20 protein-coding genes are annotated in these 23,880 nt (G+C 48.9%); 6 read left to right on the top strand and 14 right to left on the bottom strand.

Going from position 1 to position 23,880, the window contains the following annotated elements; translation table 11 throughout:
* Positions 1 to 16: 16 nt before the first annotated feature.
* The gene (locus CWC33_RS04955; protein ID WP_100691029.1) at positions 17 to 427 is read right to left on the bottom strand and encodes a curlin subunit CsgB; all 411 of its coding nucleotides are present in this window, start codon (positions 425 to 427) and stop codon (positions 17 to 19) included.
* Between the two features lie 313 nt (positions 428 to 740).
* Here CWC33_RS04955 and CWC33_RS04950 point away from each other — a divergent pair, with 313 nt between their 5' ends.
* Both CWC33_RS04950 and CWC33_RS04945 read left to right on the top strand, forming a co-directional pair.
* Positions 741 to 3,272, top strand: a complete 2,532-nt coding sequence (locus tag CWC33_RS04950; protein WP_100691028.1) for a S8 family serine peptidase — start codon at positions 741 to 743, stop codon at positions 3,270 to 3,272.
* 77 nt (positions 3,273 to 3,349) lie between these two features.
* A complete protein-coding gene (locus CWC33_RS04945; RefSeq protein ID WP_100691027.1) occupies positions 3,350 to 3,823 on the top strand; it encodes a type II secretion system protein in 474 nt (157 codons plus the stop codon).
* On the opposite strand, the gene CWC33_RS04940 is transcribed toward CWC33_RS04945, so the two are convergent.
* Positions 3,805 to 4,818: an isopenicillin N synthase family dioxygenase gene (locus CWC33_RS04940; protein ID WP_100691026.1), complete on the bottom strand. Its 1,014-nt coding sequence runs from the start codon at positions 4,816 to 4,818 to the stop codon at positions 3,805 to 3,807. The two genes, CWC33_RS04945 and CWC33_RS04940, sit on opposite strands and share 19 nt — an antisense overlap.
* Positions 4,819 to 4,979: 161 nt before the next feature.
* On the opposite strand from CWC33_RS04940, the gene CWC33_RS04935 reads away from it, so the two are divergent.
* Together CWC33_RS04935 and CWC33_RS04930 are read left to right on the top strand one after the other, a co-directional pair.
* Positions 4,980 to 5,696, top strand: coding sequence for a YebC/PmpR family DNA-binding transcriptional regulator (locus tag CWC33_RS04935; RefSeq protein ID WP_100691025.1), 717 nt, complete (start codon positions 4,980 to 4,982; stop codon positions 5,694 to 5,696).
* 73 nt (positions 5,697 to 5,769) lie between these two features.
* Positions 5,770 to 6,468: an OmpW/AlkL family protein gene (locus CWC33_RS04930; RefSeq protein WP_100691024.1), complete on the top strand. Its 699-nt coding sequence runs from the start codon at positions 5,770 to 5,772 to the stop codon at positions 6,466 to 6,468.
* Between the two features lie 8 nt (positions 6,469 to 6,476).
* Here CWC33_RS04930 and CWC33_RS04925 read toward each other — a convergent pair whose 3' ends face one another.
* The 8 genes from CWC33_RS04925 to CWC33_RS04890 all read right to left on the bottom strand — a co-directional run bounded on the left by CWC33_RS04925 (position 6,477) and on the right by CWC33_RS04890 (position 15,291).
* The gene (locus CWC33_RS04925) at positions 6,477 to 6,989 is read right to left on the bottom strand and encodes a response regulator transcription factor (protein ID WP_198511843.1); all 513 of its coding nucleotides are present in this window, start codon (positions 6,987 to 6,989) and stop codon (positions 6,477 to 6,479) included.
* A gap of 1 nt (position 6,990) precedes the next feature.
* Complete coding sequence (locus CWC33_RS04920) at positions 6,991 to 8,088, bottom strand: sensor histidine kinase (protein ID WP_100691022.1); 1,098 nt, start codon at positions 8,086 to 8,088, stop codon at positions 6,991 to 6,993.
* Positions 8,089 to 8,096: 8 nt separating this feature from the next.
* Positions 8,097 to 10,112, bottom strand: a complete 2,016-nt coding sequence (locus tag CWC33_RS04915) for a TonB-dependent copper receptor (RefSeq protein WP_100691021.1) — start codon at positions 10,110 to 10,112, stop codon at positions 8,097 to 8,099.
* A gap of 94 nt (positions 10,113 to 10,206) precedes the next feature.
* Complete coding sequence (locus CWC33_RS04910; protein WP_053954280.1) at positions 10,207 to 10,518, bottom strand: ArsR/SmtB family transcription factor; 312 nt, start codon at positions 10,516 to 10,518, stop codon at positions 10,207 to 10,209.
* 7 nt (positions 10,519 to 10,525) lie between these two features.
* Entirely contained in the window at positions 10,526 to 10,744 is a 219-nt protein-coding gene (locus CWC33_RS04905; protein WP_088769207.1) for a YgaP family membrane protein, read from the bottom strand.
* A gap of 25 nt (positions 10,745 to 10,769) precedes the next feature.
* Positions 10,770 to 11,975, bottom strand: a complete 1,206-nt coding sequence (locus tag CWC33_RS04900) for a hypothetical protein (RefSeq protein ID WP_100691020.1) — start codon at positions 11,973 to 11,975, stop codon at positions 10,770 to 10,772.
* A complete protein-coding gene (locus tag CWC33_RS04895; RefSeq protein WP_100691019.1) occupies positions 11,972 to 12,778 on the bottom strand; it encodes an outer membrane lipoprotein-sorting protein in 807 nt (268 codons plus the stop codon). The genes CWC33_RS04900 and CWC33_RS04895 overlap by 4 nt, the downstream gene beginning before the upstream one ends.
* Positions 12,775 to 15,291 carry an efflux RND transporter permease subunit gene (locus tag CWC33_RS04890; protein WP_100691018.1) on the bottom strand — a complete coding sequence of 839 codons (2,517 nt, stop codon included), beginning with the start codon at positions 15,289 to 15,291 and terminating at the stop codon, positions 12,775 to 12,777. The genes CWC33_RS04895 and CWC33_RS04890 overlap by 4 nt, the downstream gene beginning before the upstream one ends.
* A 98-nt stretch (positions 15,292 to 15,389) precedes the next feature.
* Between CWC33_RS04890 and deoD the strand changes: the two genes are divergently transcribed.
* Both deoD and CWC33_RS04880 read left to right on the top strand, forming a co-directional pair.
* Positions 15,390 to 16,100, top strand: a complete 711-nt coding sequence (deoD, locus tag CWC33_RS04885) for a purine-nucleoside phosphorylase (RefSeq protein WP_100691017.1) — start codon at positions 15,390 to 15,392, stop codon at positions 16,098 to 16,100.
* Between the two features lie 131 nt (positions 16,101 to 16,231).
* Positions 16,232 to 18,661 carry a bacteriohemerythrin gene (locus CWC33_RS04880; RefSeq protein WP_232709844.1) on the top strand — a complete coding sequence of 810 codons (2,430 nt, stop codon included), beginning with the start codon at positions 16,232 to 16,234 and terminating at the stop codon, positions 18,659 to 18,661.
* Positions 18,662 to 18,674: 13 nt separating this feature from the next.
* On the opposite strand, the gene CWC33_RS04875 is transcribed toward CWC33_RS04880, so the two are convergent.
* The 4 genes from CWC33_RS04875 to CWC33_RS04860 are packed head-to-tail and all read right to left on the bottom strand — an operon-like array spanning position 18,675 to position 23,777.
* The gene (locus tag CWC33_RS04875) at positions 18,675 to 19,676 is read right to left on the bottom strand and encodes a malonyl CoA-ACP transacylase (protein WP_100691015.1); all 1,002 of its coding nucleotides are present in this window, start codon (positions 19,674 to 19,676) and stop codon (positions 18,675 to 18,677) included.
* The gene (locus CWC33_RS04870) at positions 19,673 to 21,886 is read right to left on the bottom strand and encodes a thiamine pyrophosphate-dependent enzyme (RefSeq protein ID WP_100691014.1); all 2,214 of its coding nucleotides are present in this window, start codon (positions 21,884 to 21,886) and stop codon (positions 19,673 to 19,675) included. Before CWC33_RS04870 ends, CWC33_RS04875 begins: the two co-directional genes overlap by 4 nt.
* Before the next feature lie 9 nt (positions 21,887 to 21,895).
* Complete coding sequence (locus CWC33_RS04865; RefSeq protein WP_100691013.1) at positions 21,896 to 23,068, bottom strand: acyl-CoA dehydrogenase; 1,173 nt, start codon at positions 23,066 to 23,068, stop codon at positions 21,896 to 21,898.
* Between the two features lie 19 nt (positions 23,069 to 23,087).
* Positions 23,088 to 23,777, bottom strand: a complete 690-nt coding sequence (locus CWC33_RS04860; protein ID WP_232506975.1) for a helix-turn-helix domain-containing protein — start codon at positions 23,775 to 23,777, stop codon at positions 23,088 to 23,090.
* Positions 23,778 to 23,880 lie beyond the last annotated feature (103 nt).

The raw sequence follows: 23,880 nt of genomic DNA, 5'->3' as shown, positions 1-23,880 counted from the left end.
TCTCCATTGATTGTTCTTATTTGAACTGCGTGATGGACATTTCAGCGGCAGCACCAGTCTGCTGAATGCTTATTGAGTTGCCATCACCAAGTTGTTGAAGCTGAATAACGTTGTTCGCACCAACTTGAAGAATGGTCGCTGAATTACTGCGTCCAGACTGCTCTGCAGTGACAGAATTATTGAACCCTTGCTGCTCGATCGTCAGGGTGTTTTCCAGCCCATACTGAGCGAGGTATGCGTAATTTTGCTCGCCTACCTGGGCGAGTGAAGTGAGGTTATAAGAGCCTAGCTGAGCAATTTCCGCATGGTTCGCAAGGGACTGCCGCTCCAGTAACCCTGCTAAAGCAACAGGAATGTCGTTGGCTACTCCCGGAAGAGAGACCAACATAACCACTGTTGCTGCTAAAAGTTGTTTTAAAAAAGTCAAAGCGGAACACCTTTTGTTAATAATTCCGCTAACAAGAATAACGGCTGGTTTTTACTCAACAATCGTATGAACGGTGTATTTTAAAAATTGTTTTTGAACGTAAATTTTTAGTTAATACAGTGTGTTATGTGTTTTGGGGTTGCGAACCCACCTAGATGTCCTAGTCCCTTTGTCGTATTTAGCGTTAAAAAACGTAAATCTCTAACTTTTGGCGTAAATTGCTGTGGAAAATATGCTACTTATTTTTTTAGTGACGAGATGAGCAGTACGCACATTTGAATGAAATTCCTACAACAATAATGAGGAAGGAAGAATGACGAATTTGAAAAAATTAGTCGTCGGCGTATCCATGGCGCTCGCAACAGGTGCTGCTGCGGCGAATGGTAAACAGGCGGACGATGATTCATTGCTGGTGGTATTTAAGCACTCGGTGACGAAAGAGCAGCGTCAAGATTTAATTAACCGAGCTGGCGGAACATTACGAGCTCTGGATAGCCGCGGGCGCGATATTGCGATGCGTAATATTGCGGATGGTCGTATTGCACAGGTCAATGTTCGCAATGCAAAACAACGCGATGCCCTTATTAAACGCCTCTCTAATCACCCCTTTATCGAGGTCGCTGAGCCTAACTACATCATTTCAATTAATGACACGAAAAGCTCTAACTTTAATATTTTAGCAACTCCGGATGATCCTGCATTCGGTGACATGTGGGCATTAGAGAACACGGGTCAAAGCGGCGGAACGCCAGGTGTTGATATTGATGCGCGCCCAGCCTGGGATATAACCACCGGCGACTCCAGCGTCGTTATCGGTGTTATTGATTCTGGTGTTGATTACACGCATCCGGATCTTGCTGACAACATGTGGGTTAACCCTGGTGAAGTTTGCGGTAACGGTGAAGACGATGATGGTAACGGTGTAGTCGATGACTGTTATGGTTACTCAGCAGTTAATGGTAACGGTGACCCAATGGATGGTAACGGTCATGGTACACACGTTGCTGGTACTATTGGCGCGAGCGCCAATAATGGTCAGGGTGTAACCGGTGTTAACTGGGATGTCGAAATTGTCGGTTGTCAATTCCTGGGCGCTGATGGCCGAGGCAGTACAGCGGCTGCTATCGAATGTATTGATTACATGACGAACTTGAAAGTCAATCATGGGGTTAACCTAGTAGCAACAAACAACTCGTGGGGCGGTGGTGCCTACTCTGAGTCGCTGAGAACCGCGATAGCTGACAGTATTGATCAGGGCATTATGTTTGTTTCTGCTGCCGGTAACGACGGAATTGATGCGGACGTTACGGCTAGCTATCCAGGTGGTTATGACCTGGACGGTATTGTGAATGTGGCTAATACAACACGCACTGACTCACTCGCTGCGTCGTCAACTTATGGTGAGGTGTCTGTTGACTTAGGTGCGCCTGGTACCGAAATCCTTTCTACGTACTTAAATGGAGGCTATGCAACAGCTTCGGGTACGTCTATGGCAAGTCCGCATGTTGCTGGTGTGGCTGGCCTTATCTGGTCGATTGCGCCGCACCTGAGTGTTACAGAAGTGAAGCAAATTTTGATGGACTCTGGTGAGAGTATTCCTGCATTAGCTGGTAAAACAGCGTCGGGTAATCGCTTGAACGCCTTAAATGCGCTGATTGCAGCTGACCCGGATCCGGCTTACCGTTTAGAGTTGAGCCCATCAAACCAGGAAATTGTTGCGGGTGACAGCACAACTCTAACGCTGGATGTTGGCAGCATTGCGGACTGGTCAGGTGCGGTTGACTTAAGTGTTTCCGCTGAACCTCAGCTAGATGTTTCGCTGTCTTCCAACCAAGCGCAAAACGGCGAAACGGTTGACGTACAAGTGACAACAACAGAAGAAACCGCTTGGGGCGAATACGTTATTACGGTTAGCGGTACCGATGTAGAAACGGGCGAAATGACTCGTGACGTAAGTGCTACGGTTTACGTACTTCCGCAAGGTCTTTCTGACTTTTACTATGAAGATGTACCAAATGCAGATATCCCGGATGATGACAGCAACGGTATCAGCCGTGTTATCAATGTGCCTGAAACCGGTATTGTTTTCGGTGCTGAAGTGAGCGTTGATATTACTCATACATGGCGAGGTGATTTGATTGTTACATTGACTTCACCTGAAGGTACGACCCAAACCTTGCACGACCGCGCTGGTAGCAGTGAAGATGATCTGGTTGCCACTTGGACTGTCGATACCTTTAATGGCGAAGACATGACTGGTGATTGGACTCTGAATGTGTCGGATAATGCGGGTGCTGATACGGGTACTCTTAACAACTGGTCATTAACTCTGACCGCCGTTGAAGAAGACGATGGTTTACCAGATGCGCCAGTAGCAGGTTTTGAGGCGAGCGTTGAAGATTTGACTGTCAGCTTTACCAATACCTCAAGTGATAATGATGGCGACATCGAAAGCTACTTCTGGGAGTTTGGTGATGGCAGCACTTCAACCGAAGCAAACCCTGTTTATGCATACTCTCAAGAAGGTACTTACGATGTGACTTTAACAGTGACTGACGCTACTGAATTGTCAGACACAGTCACGCAGTCGGTAACCGTTAGCCTGACGGACATCGAGTTGGATGTTTATCGTTCTCGCTTATTGCGTAGTGGCACTGCTTTAGTCGACCTTCGCTGGTCAGGCGCTGCAGGTGACGTAGACTTGTATCGCAACGGTGAGTTTGTTGAGACACTGTCAAATACAGGTCGCGTTCGTGATCGCTTTGATTCAGATGGTAGCGATGTTGTTTACCAACTGTGTGAAGCAGGTACAGAGGCCTGTGACTCGGTCACAGTTAGTTTTTAGTTAACATTGAATTAACAATTTAACTAGTATTATAATAGGGGCCATTACGGTCCCTATTTTATTTTTGGTGCTTGGTTATGCGACGCAGTAAAGGATTTACACTAGTCGAGCTTATTATCGTCATTGTTGTGCTTGGTGTACTCTCGGCGACAGCCGCCCCTCAATTTATCAACTTCTCCAATGATGCTAAAACAAGTCGGCTTCACGGTTTGGAGGCTTCCCTTAAATCAGCGTTGGACATGACGTACGGTAAAGCCGCTATTCAGGGAATAGAAAAGCAAAGTGCGACCTGCTTGGGTGGCAAGTTTGATGACGTCAATATCAGTTGTCCGGATGGCGGAATATTACTCTTTTATGGCTACCCCGCGCCTAAAGAAAGTGCGCTGAGTCAAGTGATTCAATTAGACGACTGGGCTGTGTCGGAAGTGGGTATTGGCAATGTTATTGGTCTTGCCGCAGATGAAGACAGCCTGATGAGTTGCTATGTCAATTACATCGGTGCGACATCGACCAGTGAACCCGAAGTTAAAGTCTACGCTGACAACTGCTGAAGTGCTTCTTTGTAGAATTTCTCTGTGACATCAGGGTGTGACCGTTTTCGTCCCTTTAACACGTTTTCCCCAACCTTGCGAAGCAGAGGGTTATTAGGATCACTACTGGGCCCGTGAGCCAGGCGTTTCAGATGATCAGGCAGTGGCAGAACGGGAATATCGGCATCAAGTTGCGCGGCCATGAAAAAAGCCGATGAATAACGGGTGACTCCGGCGGGGGGACTGACAACTCTGTGGTTCGTTGCTTTTAAATAGCCGTCTGATGCTAACTCAAGCAGCTCTCCAATATTTACCACCAAGGCCCCTTTACGCGGGCTTACCGAGTGCCATTCATTGTCAATTTCCACTTCTAAACCGCTGTGTTCGTCTTGCAGAACAAAGGTTAGATAGCCGGGATCTTTATGTGCGCCCACACCTTGATTACCGGCGGATTCGCTGCCGGGGTACTTAATTAACTTGGTATGTCGATAAGGGCCGTTTTGCACGGTGGGTTGCAAGGCATCGGCTGGTTGCTCCAGAGCCTCACAAAGAGCGGACAATAATGTCAGTCCAACCTTGGTTAAACGATCCTGCCATGTGAGTAATGTTGAGCGCATGCGAGGCATTGCGTCAGGCCACTGGTTAGGTCCAATGAGCTTTTGCCACTCCTGAGTGACGAGCTGGGAATGTACTGCTGGCAGTTCATCCATGATGTCGAACTGCTCACGAAAGTCTAAAGCACCAGCTGTAACCTCGGTATGCGTTTGATTGTAGCCACGAAAATGCGGTGAATTTGCCATTTTCACCTGTCTTTTTTCTTTTGCATTCAAAGCAAAAAATGACTTCGACAGTGAAATAATGTCGTCTTGCTCAGCTTGGCTTAAGTCGTGACCTTCCAAATAGAAAAAGCCCACATCCCTTGCGGCAGCACCCAGTTGTCGTATAAACGACAGTCTGGTTTCATTATCAGTGCTTTGATAGTCAACAAGTGACAAAACCGGAACTGAAGACGACATAACACTCCTCAATAAAGCGAATTGCTTTAAAATTTGATCTGGATTCTACGCCCAGGTGGAGCGGCACTGAAGAATCAAAACGTTCTATGGTAGATATATTGGCTATATTGCATCGGCTGTGTAGAATTACCGACTTCTGTTTTTTAAAAGAGAGTAAGACGATGGGTCGCGCCTACCAAAACCGTAAAGAGTCGATAGCCAAAACTGCCAATGCGAAGAGTAAAGTCTATAGCCGCTATGGTCGTGAAATTTATGTGTGTGCAAAGCAAGGCGGGGCAGACCCTGACGCAAACTTGTCTCTTCGCTCGCTTATTGACCGTGCTAAGAAAGACCAGGTGCCGGCTCACGTTATCGAGAAAGCCATAGACAAAGCACAAGGTGGCGCTGGTGAAGATTTTTCCCCCGCTCGTTATGAAGGTTACGGACCAAGCAACTGCATGGTGATTGTCGAGTGTTTAACCGACAATCCGAACCGTACATTCGGCGACGTTCGTAATGCCTTCACTAAGAGCAAATCAAAAATTGGCGAGCAGGGCAGTGTCATGCACTCGTTCGAACATTGTGCGATTTTCGCCTTTAAACACGACAGTGAAGACGACGTGTTAGAAGCGTTAATGGAAGCCGACGTTGATGTCACTGACGTTGAGTTCGAGGACGGCCAGGTCACCGTGTTTGCTCCGCATACTGAATATGCCGCGGCTCGTCAGGCACTCACTTCGGCATTTGAAAATATCGATTTCGACGCAGATGAAATTCAATTTCTGCCGCATGTCACTACGACAATTTCGGAAGAAGACCAACCTATGTTTGAGCGTTTAATGGATATGCTAAACGACTTAGATGACGTTCAAAACATTTATCACAACGCCGAACAGTAGATTGATAGAGATCAATACGCGCTATCATTAAACCTTATAAGCTTTATGGGTATTCAATAACAAGGAGTTACCCATGAAGCTTAAAGCGTTGTCTTATGGTGTATTGTTGAGCTTGCTAAGCGTGCCGGCTTTAGCAAATGACTTTTCCCTCAATGTTGGTGCCATCTCGGTCATGCCGGACGACAGCAGCTCAAGCCTGAATGTCGTTGAAGGCGTTGCAGGGTTGCCCGCTAACAGTACCGGCGTTGGTGTCAATACTAATACCCAGCTAGGTCTGACTCTTGACTATGCGGTCGATAATAACTGGACAGTGGAACTGGTTGCAGCAACACCATTCAGTCACGATATTACCGCCACAGGTGCCTTAGCCGGGTTAAAAGTGGGTAAAACCAAACATTTACCGCCAACACTGCTGGCACAGTATCACTTCGACTTAAACAGTGACACCTTCAAACCATTTGTCGGTATTGGCGTGAACTACACGGCGTTTTTCGACGAACAGGTTGACCCTCAGTTACGTTCAACCTTAGGAGCTTTGGGTGTTGTGAGTGACAGTGACTCGGTTGAGCTAGCGCTTAAAAACAGCTGGGGCTATGCGTTGCAAGCCGGTGTCAACGTGGCAATAAACAAGGACTGGGGTCTGCACTTTATGGTCAGCAAAATGGATATCGATACCACTGGTGACGTGCGTGTGAATGGCAGTGCCATTCAAAGCGTCGACGTTGATATCGACCCTTATGTTGCTATGGCAGGTGTGCGCTACAACTTCTAAAGTAACACTTAATGCGGCGAACGCTTTGCTAACTTGCGTTGCAGCGTTCGCCGATGCATGCCTAAATCTCTCGCCGTTTTTGAAATATTCCCGTCATTGTCGTGCAGTGCTCGCTGAATATGTTCCCACTCAATTTGCGATGGGCTCAGTCGTTGTGTTTCCTGCACGTCGGTTTCGACTTCTTCACCCCGTATTCGGCTTAACAATTCCGATGTGCCGATCGGCTTGGTTAAATAATCGGTCGCGCCTCGCTTCATCGCCTCGACGGTGGTCGCTATGCTTGCGTACCCGGTAAGTACAATGAGGTGTTTGGGCTGAATGTGCCGGGTAATGGGCTCAATCAGTGACAGCCCGTTATCATCTCCAAGCATCATGTCGAGCAATACGACATCGAACTCGCCGCTAGCGGAAAGCGCCTGAGACGCTGAATGAGCAACAGCGACATCAATATCATGCTGTTCCAGTCGGCGTTTTAAAATACGACAAAAGCCTTCGTCGTCGTCAATAATCAGGAGCTTTATTTCAGTCATTGTCCACTATGGGTAGTCGTATCTGAGTCATGGTGCCGTTGGCATTGGATTGCCAGCTAACTTTGCCGTTAAGGCGCTCGATGGTGGCGTGGCTAATGACCGCAGCCACACCCATGCCAGTATCACTTTTACTCAACGACATGCCAAGCTTTTCCTCCCCGGAAACATGAATACCCGAACCTTTGTCGAGAATTTGAATCACTAATTGCTGTTGACCGTCCGATGTATAGTCGCCGAATGTAACAACGGTTTCTTGTTCACCATTACGGATACCGGCTTCAATGGCGTTCATAATTAAATTAGCGATAGCCGGGATAAGTGTTCGGTCGGCTTTAATTGCGCAGTATCGTAACGACTCCGGTAACTCCCAGTGTAATTGAGCGTCGGGCTTAACCACTCGCAGAAGCTGTTGCAGTTGTACTGACATTTCTCCTGCTGTGTATAGGTGCTGACGCTTGCTACGAACATCATCGGCAGCTTCGCGCCACTGGGTTAAGCTGAGCTCAACCTGTCGCAGATACTCGCTAAAGTCACGCTTAAGAGCAATATCCACACCAGTTTCCTGGAGTTCTTCATTTAGTAGTCTCAGGGACTGTACCGGTGTGGCGACGTCGTGAGTGAGCTGCGCTGCGGCCGCGCCAATAGTCAGGAGTTGCTCGTCTCTAAGTTGCCTTTCCCGCATTGCTTGAAAGGCCTTTTCAGACTGTAGCCACTGCCGTTTCAGGTAGTACATCGACAAAGCAATAATCATCGCCGCAATCACAAAACCGATGAGCATACCTTGTGCGTGTTGCAGCATTTCGGGATGCATGGCGTGTGGAAACTCCACGGTTTTTGCTTGCAATAGTGATGGCAGCTCAAGCTGGGACACCTGTCCCAGAATACTTATACAGAGCGTCGCAACCGCCAGTGCTGTCGGCAGTAATAAGAACGCTATGACAATAAATATCAGTAGCAGCGAGGTGAATGAGTTACTAATGCCGCCATTGTAGGCTACCCATACATTTCCCAGAGCTATATCAATGACCAGCGCTATAAAAACGGCCCAATGCTGTTTTGAGATGAATTTATAGGTCAGTAGGGTAATCATTATTTACCTCAAAAGTTATAATTGGTCTGTAACCAGAATGTGCGACCCGGCTCGTTCACCTTATCAATTTGCTCATAGCCAGAAACGCTGGATGCGGCGCGGCTCAAATGTTCAGCGTATGTTTTATCCAGTATATTATCGACCCCAAGGCTGATCTGCCATTGTGAATCAACTTCCCAGTCGATATTTGCAGATACCACACCAAATCCCGCGCTTTTTTCTAAGTCGTAACCAATAACATTCCCTTGGTTGGGCGCAATACGGTCTTGCTCTTTAACTAAACGCCACAGCACAGAGTAGGTGAATTCCCCAAGACGGTAATCACTGGCTAGCCGCAATTCATCCGCCGGTTGTTGGGGCAGGTAGCTATCGTCTGTTGTATTGGTACCGCGAACGATGGCAACGGCGGCGGAGATCGACCAGGGATCGGTTAGTTGGTAACGCGAGGTCAACTCACCACCCCAGCTGCGGGCGTCGATATTGCGCACCATTTCAGGTTGCATCATCATGCCCTTCTCCAGCAGGATAAAATCATCCACTTCGCTGAAAAATAGCGAGCTTTCCAGGGTGAGTCTATTACTCTTCCAATTCAGCCCAATATCCCACTGGCGGTTGGTCTCAGCGTTAGTATTAAACGCCGACATAGAGCTTGGTGAGCGACGGTTGTTGCCTATCACTTCCCAGTAATCCGGGAAGCGCTCGGCTTGTCCCCAACCAGCATACCAGTAACCGTTGTCGAATTTTCTTTCAACACGCACAAAGCCGCTGTGTAAGTTGTCGCTGCGCGTTTCATTGGCGGTTGGGTTAGGTTGTGCCGGGGAACCCATGACCATTAACAAGGCTCGCTTGTCAGTTATTGACCAATGATCAAGCCGGTAACCTGTCACTACCTTCCAAACAGCGTCAATGGCGTAATCGTACTCTGCATAAAAGGCATCCTGGCTGAACTCGGCATCGTCGATGCGAGGCAGATTTTGATAAGACATATTCAGCTGATCACGGCTAATACGATCGCGATGCTCCGATTCATGATGTTCAACGCCGGCTTTTAACCCACTACCGGCCGTTAGTGACCATTGAGACGTTATTTTTGCACCACGTGAATGACGATCGGGATTACGGGCGGTGGGGTTGGGCATCATTATGGACGGAGTGAAGTCACGTAATGAGTAGTTATCCATAACGTGGTCGATAGAGTTCAAGTAAGCGTTTAATGACAGCTCTTGCAAAAACTGACTCTGAGGTTGCCAGTTGTAATCCAACGCTACACTTTCGCGCTTGAATAAAACGCCGTCCATGCTGCGATCCGCGTAAGCAGCCTCGCCGTCACTGGCACCTAATTTCAGCATAAGTCGCTGGTTATCTGACGGCGTCCAGGCAAGATCCACGTCACCACTCCAACGTTCATACTGGCTGTTAACTTCACGGTCAGAGCCATCCTGGTAATCATCGGCAGTCGCTGCGGTTGCGTTTAAACGCAAAAATCCCGCCGAAGAGCCCCACATCATGTCGGCCGCGCCGTTAACACGCCCGAAACTGGCGGTGGTAGCGTTCAGAAAACCCGAGAACTCGTCGTTATCAAACCGAGTGATGTCTCTTTCGAAGTGAATAGATGCTGCGGACCCGGCAAACAGAGCGGTCTGTGGGCCTTTAATCACGGTGACGCTGTCATAACTCTGAGGCGTAATATAAGCCGTAGGAGGATCCATGCGGTTACTACAGCCCCCTAACAGCATTTGGTCATCGGTCACAATAGCCAGGCGACCAGCCCCCATGCCTCTAAACAAAGGGTCTGAGGATGCCCCGCCCTTACGGGTTGAACTGAACCCTGCCAGGCTTTTCAAAAAGTCACCGGCGTCATGTGCGGGTAATGGCTGGCGCGGCTTTTTCGCGTCCACCACCCACTCGCTGGGGGCCAGCATCGATTCGCCAATAATGACAATGCGCTCATCGATAGTGGTTTCCTGAGCCAAACCGGCGGACGGTATTGCTAATGCTAAAACTAACGGAGTAAATGACTTCATACGACACAATCTCTAGCAAGATAATGTCGCTATTATCATGAAATTTAAGGCAAAGCGGGATGCGACAAAAGGTAGCATCCCCAAAGGAATATCACTAAAGAGACGGACAGAATTTGGTTTTCAGCAACTTCATGAAGGCTTCGGTATCCGGATCTTTAATTGAATAGAAAACCGTTTGAGATTCTTTGCGAATGGTCACTAATTCTTGTTCCCGAAGTACCGCTAAGTGCTGTGAAAAAGCAGACGCACTTAAATCAAAATGTTGGTGTAATTCACCCACACTTTGTTCTCCTAATGCCAGGCGGCATAAGATTTGTAAACGATGGGGGTTGCCCAGCGAGCGCAGAAAGCTTGCCGCGTTCTGCGCTTCTTCCTGAAGCATCTCTTGTGATTCAGTTGCACTCATGGTGTCTTTATTTTCCTGCTTTTTCTAACTCGCGTTCGGTTTTAAGTCCAAAGGCCTTTTTCATAACCATACTGGCTGGGCAAAAGCCGGTAAACGATTGCTGGAATAAGTTAGCACCAACAAACACTGTTAGCCACATCCAGTTTGGGTGAACCCAGTAAGTTAAGGCTACAGACAACAATACCATAAAGCCGGCAAATGCGGTTAAAGCTCTTTCTACGCTCATCGTAAAACTCCTTCAGTTTCTCGCATTAAAAGGCGTATCGCATGCGCAGATACGCGTTGTTATTCTCCGTGAACTGACCGAAAAAGGTATTCGGAGTCTCGCGGAAGAACAGGTTAAAGCCACCGCTGAACGACCAATGGTCGTCAATGCGGTAGTCAAAGGTCGGGCGCAGGTAGCCGTCGTTTTGATTCGGCGACACAAATGCAAACAGTGACAGGCTCAGGTCATCGCGCTCGTCGCGCCAGGTTAAGCGGGTGGTAAGTACTGTGCGTGTTTGGACGTCGCCTTTCTCAATGTAGGCCTGGAAGCCCCCAGTAAAGCGTGTCCAAAGCTCTTGCTCATAGCCAATCAGTGCGCGCCAGTGGTCTGCTGCGTCGTGGCGGTTGTAATTGGCCGCCTCAGCGTTAACCAGCCCCGGGCCAAAGGTCATCCGCACTGACGCTCCAGCCACAGTTAAACGACCAAAAGTAGGTTGAAAGTTAGCAGTGACGGCTTCGGGGCTTTTAGTGAAGCCGTCGTAGCCATAAAGGGCGTATTCCACACCATCAATATTACGAAACACACGCAAAGCGAATTCGTCGCGAGAGGGCTCTATAAACTGAATAGAAGAATCGTCGCCAGTCAACTGGCCGGTTAAAGGATTAAAGTAGGAGATACGCTCACCACGAATGTAGTTATCGTGATCAAACTCCGGTGTCCAGACAAAGTCGACATTAAACCAGTCGAAATAGCTAGTAACCCGCAATGCGTCAGAAGGCGCTTTTAAGTACTCCTGGTCACGCCCGACAAAGAAGGACTGCCAGTCTTTTGGGAATAAATCATTGAGGAATAAATAATCGCCCGTCCCCCAGGTGAGTATCTGACGGCCTACTTTTATATCAGTGTTATCGAAAACCGTGAACTGGGCATTCAGTTCGCGAACTTGGCCATGCCAGGTTTCATCGAAGCCGTCGTACCAGCCGTCGGCTTTTGCTGTCCATGTAATGTCCTGCCAACGTTCGTCAAAGCCGAGCTGAAGTCGAGGTTCGGCAATAGACAAACGCTTGTGATAGGGGGAGGATTCAAATCGTCCGCCTATTGCCGCCTCAACGAAACCATAGACATTAATACTCTGATCTTGTTCCACACCCCAGCCCGATTCCCATTGTTCATCGCCCCAGGAGTCCTGTGCCGACGCGGTCTGAGCCAAAGTGAAAAGAACGGTAAAGAGGAAAAAAGCACGATATGTCATGACTCGTCTCTCAGTTGCAGCCATTCTGTTGGCGGGTTACGCAGGCTACGCTCGCTGAAAATGCTGTCCGGCAAACCGATGTTGTATTTCATAAAGCGAAACTGCATTTCAGTTTGTCCGCCATTGGTTAAGTCAGACATGCGTGAATGAGTCACGGTTGGGTAGCCCTGAACGGTCTCTACTTTAAGTACTTCCATTTTTCGGTAAGCTTCGCCGCTGTCGTTGTAGAAAGTGCTTTCGACGGGCAGCATGTGTTCTTTATCTATAACCACCTCGTAGTAGCTAAATTCGACGTTACTGGGGTTTTTCGGGGTGCCTTTTAGTACGTAATTATCTTCGCTTTCAGAAATCAGCTCATAGTTATCGAGCTCAGTGTTGCGGCCTGACACATCTTCATAGAAAAAGTGAGAACCTACAAAAGACGTACGCTTGTCACCGGCTGATATGCGTTTCACCAAATCGAGATCGGGCAAATACAACCAACGATCATCGTCATCGTTAACTTGTTTAACGACACGGAACACCGTGTCGCGCACATCAGCGGGGCGCGAGAAAAATATCATCATGTCTTGTACGCCGCCGTCCTGCTGGTCTTTACGCAAAATGGTGAATTGGCGCATTTGTTGGCGCCCCTGATTATCGGTAATAATCATACGTGCTGCGCTGCGACCGTCATCGCCGGAGTAATAGGCGTTTAACTCAGCTTGCTCGACAATTTCACGAGCGCTTTTTTCAGCGCTAATAGCCTGCCCACTAATGAACAGCAAAGCAGCCGATACAGCAGTTAAAAATAAAGCTTTCATGATTGACCTCCACGGAATATAAGGCGGCTAAAGGCAGTCATTACCGCCGGGAGCATAATAAGTGTCACTATGGCCGATATCGCCATAATGCTGGCTAAGAATACGCCTACGGTAATGTAGGGCACTAACGGTGCGAACAGCAGTGGCGTAAAGCCAATAGCAATGACAATGGCATTGCGGGAAATGGCTCGCGCGGGCTCGTCAAACATAACCGTCAGCGTGTCTTGCCAGTTACCGGTTTGTTTGAAGGTTGCGCGTGTGCGTTCAATGAAGTGAATAGCAAAGTCCACCGACAGCCCAAGCGTCAGCGAAGACAGTACGGCAATAGGCATATCGTAGTCTTTGCCGACCCAGCCGATAAGTCCGTAAATAAAGGCAATGGTCAGACTCAGCGGCAGCATTGCCAGCACGCCGAAGACCACGGAGCGGAACAATAGCACCATCATAATGAACACCACCACAAAGGCGCTGATTAAGCTGTCGAGCATGCCTTCGACCATAGCTTCCTGCCACACAACGTTCAGGTAAGCTTTACCGGCCCAGTCCATTTCAATGTTAGCAGGCAGCGGGTTGTCTTGAATGTAATTATCGACAGCATTGACGACCTGGGTTACGTGCTGGTTGTCACCGCTGGTCAGCTGCAGCCATATTAAGCTGCGTTTGTAGTCTGGCGTTACAAAGTGCCAGAGATCTTGCGGACGGTGCGATGATTGATACTGCAATAGGGTTTGCGCAACGCCGTTGGCATTGTCCGGCAGCTTGTAGTCTTTTGCTTCGCCTGAACGTAATTCGCGGTTTACCGTTTTGACCACGTCGGGCAGACTGTTTGACTTGCCCACCAAGCCTGTCGTTTGTAGGTAAGCTTGCATCTCGCTCATGTAGGACAGTAGCTCAGGATTTTGGAAAGCTTTGCTGGCGCTGTTGAGTTGCTCGAGCTCGGTCATTAAGGCTTCTAAAGGCTGTAATTGGTCAGAAGCAACGCTAAAGAGCAGGTCATCAATCGCGATAATCCACTCGTTAAAGCGCACTTCTTCTTGCTCAAGCAAGGTACTTAATGCGTCACGAGACGCTTCTGAGAGTGTGTCGTTATTTAATGCATCACGAACTGCTGAACGCGCTTTTTCAGTGGCATCTAAAGTGTTTTCGAAAACCATGTAGGCGTTATAAGTACCGGCAAAGTGGTCATTTAATACTTCATCGGCAATGCGCACCTCATGGTCTGATTTAAACCAGCGTACGGGGTTGTCGTTAATATTAATTTGCTGGATACCAAACCAGGCAAATGCCAGAACAGCCAGGAAAAAAGCTATCCACAGCTTCGCATGACGGGCTGCAACAGCGCCCATCTTTTGCAGCCAGCCATCCTTGTGTTCTTGATGAGTGGTCTGGGCAAAGCCTTCCAGGGTTGACGGCTTCAGTGCACACACATAGGCAGGCACGAAAAACACGGTAATTAAGAACGCTAAAAGAATACCGGAACCAACGAAAGCGCCGAATATTTGTACCGGCGGAATCGGCGTTAGCATTAACGAGTAAAAGCCAATGGCCGATGTAACCGAGGTAAACAGCATGGGGGTAAATAGGTGCCCTAGTACGTCTTTTATGGTGTCCTTGGCATTGCCTTTTTCACGGTATCGGTCGGAAAACTCCGACATAATATGTACCGAGTCGACCACCGCAATCGGCATCAGGAAAATGGCGATCATTGACGACATAATGTGTACGGTGAAGCCCAACGCAATGAGCGCACCCATGGTAATGAGTACGGTCGACATGGCGACTATCATAGCGGCGCTAATGAAGCGGACATTGCGGAAAAACACCCACAGCAGCGCGAAAATAACCGCTGCTGCTAACGGTGCGGAAATGCCCATTTGTACAAACATTTCATAGCCAAATTGGTCTTCAGCTACCGGTAAACCGGTGATATGCCAGTCGTCATTGCCATCCAATGTGCTGGTTTTGCCCCGTAGTTGCTCTGCCAGTGCGTAGCTCTCGTCCTTGCTCTCAATAGGCACATAAATAGCAGCCGCTTTGCCGTCACCGGAAACAATGGTGTTATAAAGCAGTGGCAGGTCTTCAACTTGCTTTTGAATGTACTGCGCTTCAGCGTCATTTTCCGGCGGCTGCTTCATCATCCACTCAAAGCGAATGGTGCCGGGGCCTTCCTGAGTAATGTTATCGACATTAGCCAGTGACATCAGGTCGTCAGCAATAACGCCGTCCAGCGACTCCGCATAATTCGACACGGTATGCAGATTGGTTAATGTCTGTTGGTTATAAACCGTTTTTTCATTCACTACGCCAACGACAATCATGTCGTGCATAGCGAAGGTTTCTTTTACTTCGTTATGAAAAACACGCTGCGGATTGTTGTCCGGCAGCATGTTCTCTGGATCGGTATCGATGGTAATTGAGGGGATGAAGGCAGCAACACCAAGCGTGATCAGGGTCAATAACCAAAACACGCTTCTGCGGTACCCTGTCGCCAATTTCATAATGACATCGATCATATTAATTCCGTATTTTCTAATTTAGATAAATACGAAATATAGTCGATCTTTTTTATTTTGTCATCTATTTTGGTTAAAAAACTATCAGAGTAATTGCTATGACCACACCTCATATTGCCGCACAGCCAGGTGCTTTTGCTGAATTATGTCTCTTTCCCGGCGACCCGTTGCGCGCCAAGCATATTGCCGAAACACACTTCAGTGATGCGGTGCTTGTTAGTGATACCCGCAATATGCTTGCGTTTACCGGTAGTTATCGCGGTGTTCCGGTTTCGGTGATGGGCTCCGGTATGGGCATGCCCTCTTGTATGTTGTACGCGCAGGAGTTGTTTCAGCATTACGGTGTGCAACAGCTGATTCGCGTAGGCAGTTGCGGCTCCGTCGCTCCTCATTTGACGCTCGGAGATATTGTGGTAGCTCAGGGAGCCTGCACGGACTCTGCAATGAACCGACACATGTTTGGTGACTACGATTTTGCACCTATTGCTGACTACAACTTGCTGAGCCGTTTCGTCAATCATTGCGACTTGAGTCATCAGCGTATTGCCGTCGGTAATGTGTTTTCTACTGATAGTTTCTATCATCCAGATAAAAAGTTGAACCAGAAAGCCGAGGCTATGGGCGCATTGGCTCTGGATATGGAAGCTGCCGCGCTTTATGCCGCCGCGGCAGTGCACAAACGCCAGGCGTTGGCTGTTATGACGGTATCTGATGAGTTGCAAACCGGGCGAGGACTGTCGGCTTTGGAGCGCCAAACAGCGTTTAAGGATATGACCGAAATGGTCTTAGAAAGCACAGTCATTTACTAAGCTGAATGAATTTATTGACCAAGATCAATAAAGAGCTACCTATTAAGTAATAACCCTATATTTCATGTGACTAATGCCGATGTATAGGCACAATAGCGAGTTTGTCGCTAAATGTATTCGCTTGAAGTGGAGTGGTTATGAAGTGGTTGGATAGGCTGACGCGACCGATTCAAAAGTTGTTTAATGTGCTGAGTTTTCGCCGAAAGTTCAGCCTGATTGGATTTTTGCTATTTTTGCCGGTTATCGTGCTAAGCGCGCTGACCGTAAGTGACTCCCTTAATAAAAGCGATGCGCTGGAACAAAAGCAGCAGGTGGCTATGTACTGGCCTGAGTTTAAAGGCTTGTTCGAACATGTCGCCAAGCACCGGGGTATGACTGGAACGGCAGAGCAGCGCCGTGCTTTTTCGACAGAAATACAGCGTTCAGCACAGCAAGTTGATAAACATTTAAATGCGTTAGCGGACTTAGCCAGCCGCTATGAAAGCTTATCTGAAAACCGAGTTAGTGCGTTTAAACGCAGCTGGCAGCCGTTAAAAGGTTCTACTGGAAAATTCGAGCAGCACTCACAGTTTATTGCTCAGCTGCACCAAGCCTTAAAACAACTCAGCACCGACGCCAAACTGTTATTGGAAGATGACTTGGTCAGCCTGCAACTTGCGCGTTTAAGCACAGAGTCATTACCGCAGCTGGTTGAGCTAAGCGGGCAGTTGCGTGGCCTGGGCGCCCAGTGGTTGAACACTTCTAGTACTGCCTCGCAGCAGCAGGTCATGACCTTAAGCTACGTCCTTGAAAGTGAAGTTGAACAATTCGTTCAGGCGGTTGAAGCGCTTACCGACAATAGTAACGATGAAACCTTAATGAGCCACGCTAAAGCTGCAGAACAGCAACTGTCTATGTTTAGTAGTTCTGCGGCGCAGCATTTAGCGAGTCGGACTATGTCTGCCGATGACTTCTTCCGTGAAGGCTCTGCGGCTATTGGTACGTTACTTGGTTTCTATGATGCCATTATTCCGGTGTATCAACAGCGCTTGGCCGAACGCCTGGATAAACTGGATGGCGTTATCTGGAAAAACATTGTGCTGCTGGCGCTGGTATTGCTATTACAACTGTTGCTATTCACCAGCCTGTATTTAGGCATTTATCGAGCGGTAACGGCGAATATCAATATGGCTAAGCAGTTGGCGAACGGTGACTTGAACAGCTTAGGTGTTGCAGAAGGTAAAGACGAGTTGTCTAAAATTACCGACTACCTCAATTCGGTGGCCATAGAAACCAGCTATTCGGTTGACGCGATTCGTAAGTCCAGCGACGGTATGGACCGCTTGGGCGACGGTAACTATCAGGCCATAAAAGAGTTAGCCGAGCGTGCCAAAGAGCAGGCGGCACAAATGCAAAGCGCGGCGGCAGCGGTAGAACAAATGACTGCGGCTATCAGCGAAGTATCTGAATCGACCCAAAAAGCGGCCACGGAAGCCGATAACACTATGGCCTCTGCGCAAAACGGTCAGCAGGTGGTCAATACCATGGTCGAGGCTATTCAGCGGCTTGAGCAGGAGGTGTCTGAGTCTCAACAAGTCATCAAAACCTTATCGGAAGACAGCCAGGCTATTTCTAAAATCCTGTTAACCATTAATGATATTGCGGATCAGACCAACTTGCTGGCGCTGAATGCGGCTATCGAAGCGGCGCGCGCAGGCGAGTCGGGCAGAGGCTTTGCGGTGGTTGCCGATGAAGTTCGCCAGCTGGCGCAACGTGTACAAGCGTCGACTGGTGAAATCCAGAGCGTTATTGGGCGCTTGGAAAGTAATACGGAAAACGCCGTTCATACCATGGAGCGGAACAAAGCGTTGGCCGGTGAGAACGTTGAACACGCCAATAAGGCGTCAATGTCTCTGACCGACATTGTCGAAAACGTGGGTGTGATTAACGACCTGAATACGCAAATTGCCTCTGCGGCAGAAGAGCAGTCAGCAGTGACCATGAACATTCAGGAAAACGTCAACTCGCTGTCAGAAAGCGCGAAAGTTATTGATGAGCGTTCTCAGGAGGCTTTGGAAAGCTCCGCTCAGCTAACCACTCTGGGTGGTGAAATCAAGTCGCTGGGTGATCGTTACTACATTGAAAATGCCGTTATTGAAAAACGCTTACAAGAGCAGGATGTGCTTATTGAGTGGTCGTCGAAGCTGGACGTCGGTATTGAAGAGATTAACCGTCAGCATCAACGCTTAATTTATATTGCTAACGAGCTTTACCGATTGAAACTTCGTGACGGCGACCAGCATGCGCTGCAACGCTTGGTAGACTCGTTAATTAACTACACGGCTACGCACTTTAATTACGAAGAGCTGCTAATGGAAAGAAACGGCTACCCGGACTTAGAGAACCACAAAGTGAAACACAAAGACTTAGTGCAGGATGTAATGCGTTTCAAACATCGAGTGGATAATCACGAAGATGTAATTGATGAGCTATTGGACTTTGTGAAAGCGTGGCTAATGAACCATATTATGAAAAGCGATATGGCGTACAAGAACCACCTAAATGGCAAGGGCATTCACTAAGCCGAGCGAGAACTTACAGCCCCAGGCTAATCACTGGGGCGTTATCACTTTCCTGTGCCTTGCTAAAGGCGTCTTTGCTGTTAATACCACGCCAGTCCATGGCAACCAGCGCCTGGCCGGTGGCGCCGCCCAGGCTGTTTCCCGGTCCTAACAACAACAGCTTGTCCGGAGCAAACTCCCGTAATGCCACACGAATAGCGCGGCTGTAGTCATAACACTCAGTGACCTGATGCCCGAAGGTGTAGTGTTTTAATGCGTTTTTATTGGCCGAACCGGGCTCCCAAATAACGCCACGGCCGTCCACTAACGGTACCTTGGGCTGAGAAAATGTATCCACCGACCAATGCTTCAGAGCGCCTTCTGACGCGCCAGACATCAGCGGTGAATGGAACGCGGCATGACCCGGCAGAATCATTGGAAAACGATCATCAATTGGCTCTAAGGTGTTACTTGCCGCGCGAATTGCCTCGGTAGTACCGGCTAACAACGCGTATCCGCCGTAACGAATGGATAAGAACAGCTCGCCCGGATGTTCATGAATGAGTGCGTCAATAGCGCTTTGTTTGTCAGCGTCAGGTTGCCACTGCTCGTTCATTACTGGGTAAATCAACTGTGCGCCGTCGGCTCTGGCGGTACGCATGGCCATGTCGGTAACAATTTCCATCGCGGTGTCGGGCTGCCAAACCCCGGCGCACGTCAATGCGGTGTACCAACCCATCGAGTTGCCGGTAATGGCGACAATGTCGTATTGGTCGGTATCAATGGCGCAGAAATCGGCATAACCGGCGCCATAAATGAGCGCGGCGGAGTTTTCCGGGGCGTAGTGAACTTTGTGCTTGAAAGTAGCTTCGCTGTCGAGCTCTCGTACCGTCGGGTAGCCCAGCTTTTTACGCACACGGTCAAAGGTGTCTATTAGCCTGGCTTGTGAAGGTAAATGACGGCTGCTAATGGAGCCTAACTCCGGCTTGTTATAGCCGCCACGTCCGGGGCAAACGACAACAGCGGTTTGTTTCATAACGACAGTTGTTCCTTCAAATATTCGATAATGTCTGCTTTTTGCGGTAACACCGTATTCGCGGCGCCACCCAACGGAATAAAGCAGTCCTTCGCAGTAATGCGGTCAATATGTAGCCCATCCACGCTTTCGTGTAACGCGGTGACGAGTTCTTCGCTCAACGAGCCGCGTTGGCGGCATTCGTCGACAACCAGTAGTTGTTTGCTATCGCCTAAAGCCTCAATGACCTTATTGACATCCAGTGGCACTAAATAGCGTAAATCGAGAATACGAATACGCTGCTCTAACGATAGCTCTGCACACGCCTGGCGTGACAGGTAGTAGCCATTGCCATAAGTAATAATGGTGAGCTCGTCGCCAGCGCCGTAGCTGCCGGGTTCGCCGAATGCCGGGAGTGGCGTACTTTCAGGCGGAAACTCATTGAGCCAGCCATTGTCGCCTTTTTCGAGTAAGTCCCGTGTCATATAAAGCGCAATGGGTTCTAAAAATATGACCACGCGTTTTTGCACGTGGGCAAGTTCTACCGCTTGACGCATCATTAACACGGCGTCGTATCCGTTAGAGGGGCACATCACAACAACCCCGGGAATGTCTCTGAAAACAGCAAAGGAGTTGTCGTTGTGGAAGTGTCCGCCAAAGCCCTTTTGATAAGCTAAGCCGGCAATCCGAATGACCATGCCGTTATGGTATTGGCCGTTCGAGAAAAACGGCAAGGTCGCAGCTTCGCCACGAATTTGGTCTTCGGCATTGTGCACGTACGCCAAAAACTGGATTTCCGGTATTGGCAAAAAGCCTTGTTGCGCAAGACCAATGGCCAGTCCCAGTATGCTTTGCTCGTCGAGCAATGTATTAATCACCCGGTTTGGTCCAAACTGATCAAACAGCTGATTGGTCACGTGGTAAACGCCGCCTTTCTTGCCGACATCCTCACCAAACACCAGTGCGTTTTTACAACGCGACATGGCTTCATGCAATGCCCAGTTGATCATCTTGCCCAGTGGCTGTGGCTTACCCAGATTGCGCTTGTCGAATGCCAGTACACTCTTAGTGGGCTTTGGCGCACCAGGCAATGGCGTATGGCAGCCTGATGAGGGCTGTATGGAAGCCATAACATCGTCAGCACAGGTGAGTTTTGGTCGCGAGGACGCATCGACCGCAACACGGGTTATTTGTTGTTGCCAGCGGCTTAAGCGCTTACTGAGTTCGGTCGCTGAACAAATACCCCGAGCAAGAACTTGCGACGCGGTTTGCAGTAACACGTCAGTTTCAAACGCCCGCTCTATATCGCCTTTGGTGCGGTAGGCAATTTCGGCATCGGCGCCGGCATGACCAAAGAAACGCTGAGTTTTTAAATGCAGCACAGCTGGCTTGCCGGTTCGACGAATAAACTCAGCCGCTTGTCGTGCCACCTGAAAGGCTTCAATAGCATCGCCGCCATTAGCAAAGTAATAGCGAATGCCTGTGTAACTTTGTAATTGTTTCTGCGTCCATCCGTAAGGTGTTCGTGTGGAGATGCCGATACCATTGTCTTCGCACACATACAAAATGGGCATTGGCATGCCCTGATAGCTTGCCCAGCCGGTGGCGTTCATGGCGCCAACGGCCGTGGAATGGTTGGCGGAGGCATCACCAAAGTTGCACACCACTATTGAGTCGTCAGGCCAGGTGCCTTGGTGTTTGGTGCGGCGACTGAGACCAATGGCATACGCCGTACCCATGGCTTTGGGCAAATGCGAGGCGATAGTTGAGGTCTGCGGAGGAATATTTAGGCTTAGGCTGCCTAATACTTTATGACGACCGCCGGAAATAGGGTCTTCACTGGAAGCGCAAAACGACAGCATTAAATCGTAAAGTGGGTGGCTGCCTTCCAGTTGCTTTGCTCTTTGTAGGAAGAAAGCGCCGCTTCGATAGTGCAAAAATGCAGGGTCAGTGAGCTTTGTTGCAGCAGCAACGGCTGCATTGGCTTCATGGCCGGCACTACCAATGGTGTAAAAACTCTTACCCTGACGTTGTAAGCGTCTTGATTCCAGGTCAGCGAAGCGACTGGTGGCTTGACTGTGAAACAGCGAGAACAGTTGCTCGTTGCTTAACTCGCTGTCGGCAGTGCGAGTATCTACAGTGAGTGTGTCGATGGATAACGGCGCAGGCAAATCGCCTTGCGCCACTCGTTCAATAAAGTCCTGCTGCCAACCATCGGGTTCGCTGCGCATAATAACCTCTTAAAATGCAGGAATGTCGGTTTGAGCCCGACCGAGAATTAATGCGTGAATGTCGTGGGTACCTTCGTAGGTATTCACTGCCTCTAAGTTCATGACATGACGAATAACATGATATTCGTCGGCAATACCGTTACCGCCGTGCATGTCGCGAGACTGGCGAGCAATATCCAGTGCTTTACCACAGCTGTTGCGCTTAATCAGTGAAATAGCAGTGGGGTTTAAGGTGCCGTTATCGAGCTCACGACCGGCTTGCAGACAGCCCAATAGACCTAAACTAATTTCGGTTTGCATGTCCGCCAGCTTTTTCTGAATAAGCTGGTTTGCCGCCAGCGGTTTGCCAAACTGACTGCGTTCCAGTGTGTATTGGCGTGCAGCGTGCCAGCAAAACTCGGCAGCGCCCAGTGAACCCCAGGCAATGCCGTAACGCGCCTTGTTTAAGCAACTAAAGGGACCTTTTAAGCCTTTCACTTCCGGGAAGATGTTTTCTTCTGGTACCTCAACGCCGTCCATGACAATTTCGCCGGTGATCGATGCACGTAATGAGAATTTTCCGTCAATTTTCGGGGCGCTTAGACCTTTCATGCCTTTTTCCAGCACAAAACCGCGAATCTCGCCGTCGAGTTTCGCCCATACGACAAATACATCCGCGATAGGCGAGTTGGTTATCCACATTTTTGCGCCGGACAGAACATAACCGTTGTCGGTGCGTTTAGCGACCGTGCGCATGCTGGCAGGATCCGAGCCCGAGTCGGGCTCGGTTAAACCAAAGCAGCCGACCCATTCGCCGCTGGCTAGCTTCGGCAAATACTTTTTACGCTGTGCTTCGGTACCAAAGGTATAAATAGGGTGCATGACTAATGATGACTGCACACTCATGGCACTGCGGTAGCCGCTGTCAACGCGCTCAATTTCGCGGGCAATAAGGCCGTAGCTAACGTGGTTGACACCGCTGCCGCCGTATTCTTCCGGTAATGTCGAGCCCAACAGGCCCATCTCACCCAGTTCACTCATTATGGCACGATCAAAATTCTCGTTGCGGTTGGCTTCCAGTACTCGTGGCATCAATTTTTCTTGTGCGTACTGATGCGCACTTTCCTGAATCATTTTTTCTTCATCAGTGAGCGCGTTTTGCCAGTTGAGTGGATCGGACCAGTTAAACCCAGCGGATGACATGTAACCTCCTGCTTAGCGCTTAAGCGACGCGTCGCTCCAATGCGCTTAAATCATTAATTGTTAAAATGGACTGTTTGGTTTGAATGAGCTCTTGCTCTTTCAATGCAGTAAATATACGGCTGACCGTTTCAACCGCCAAACCCAGATAATTGGCGATATCAGTGCGAGTCATTGGCAGCCGGAACTCACTGCGGGACAGCCCATGTTGCTGCATGTGCGTACTTATTGAAAGTAAAAAAGACACCACTTTCTGCTCAGCGCTGGTGTTCACAATGTTTAAGTAATGCTTGCTGTTGTTGCCCAGACGACGGCTCATCAGCCGCATTAAGTTACCTTCTACTTTGGGAAGCTCCTGTGCAAACAGTTTGCCCAGTTTAATTTCACAAAGCATGGAGGTTTCCAACGTTTCGCAATAGGTACTGGCGTTCCCGGTTGCAAGAGACTCCAACCCAACAATATCGCCGACCATATGAAAACTGGTAATTTGCTGCTTACCATTGCTGTCAATGGTGTAGCATTTAACCGAGCCACTTTTTATCGCAAAAACGGAGTTCAACGCTTCGCCTTCGCTAAACACCACACTGCGCTTATTGTATAAGTGCGGCTCGCGGCTGCTTTTATCGAGAATTTCGACGTCGCTTGGAATAAGCCCCGCAGGTACACAAATAGATTGCATGCTGCATTGATTACATTGAATTGGAGTACGCATAGTCATCTCATCGACTGTATTATTGACCTGGCTCACTATACAAAACCCTCCAATTGATTTATGTACCTCTAAAGAGAGGGGGGACATACCCCTTTGCTTATAA

Origin of the sequence: Idiomarina sp. X4, from assembly GCF_002808045.1 — a bacterium.
Lineage (GTDB): Bacteria > Pseudomonadota > Gammaproteobacteria > Enterobacterales > Alteromonadaceae > Idiomarina.
The sequence above is the reverse complement of the archived record's forward strand: the minus strand, read 5'-3'. Positions and strand labels throughout refer to the sequence as shown.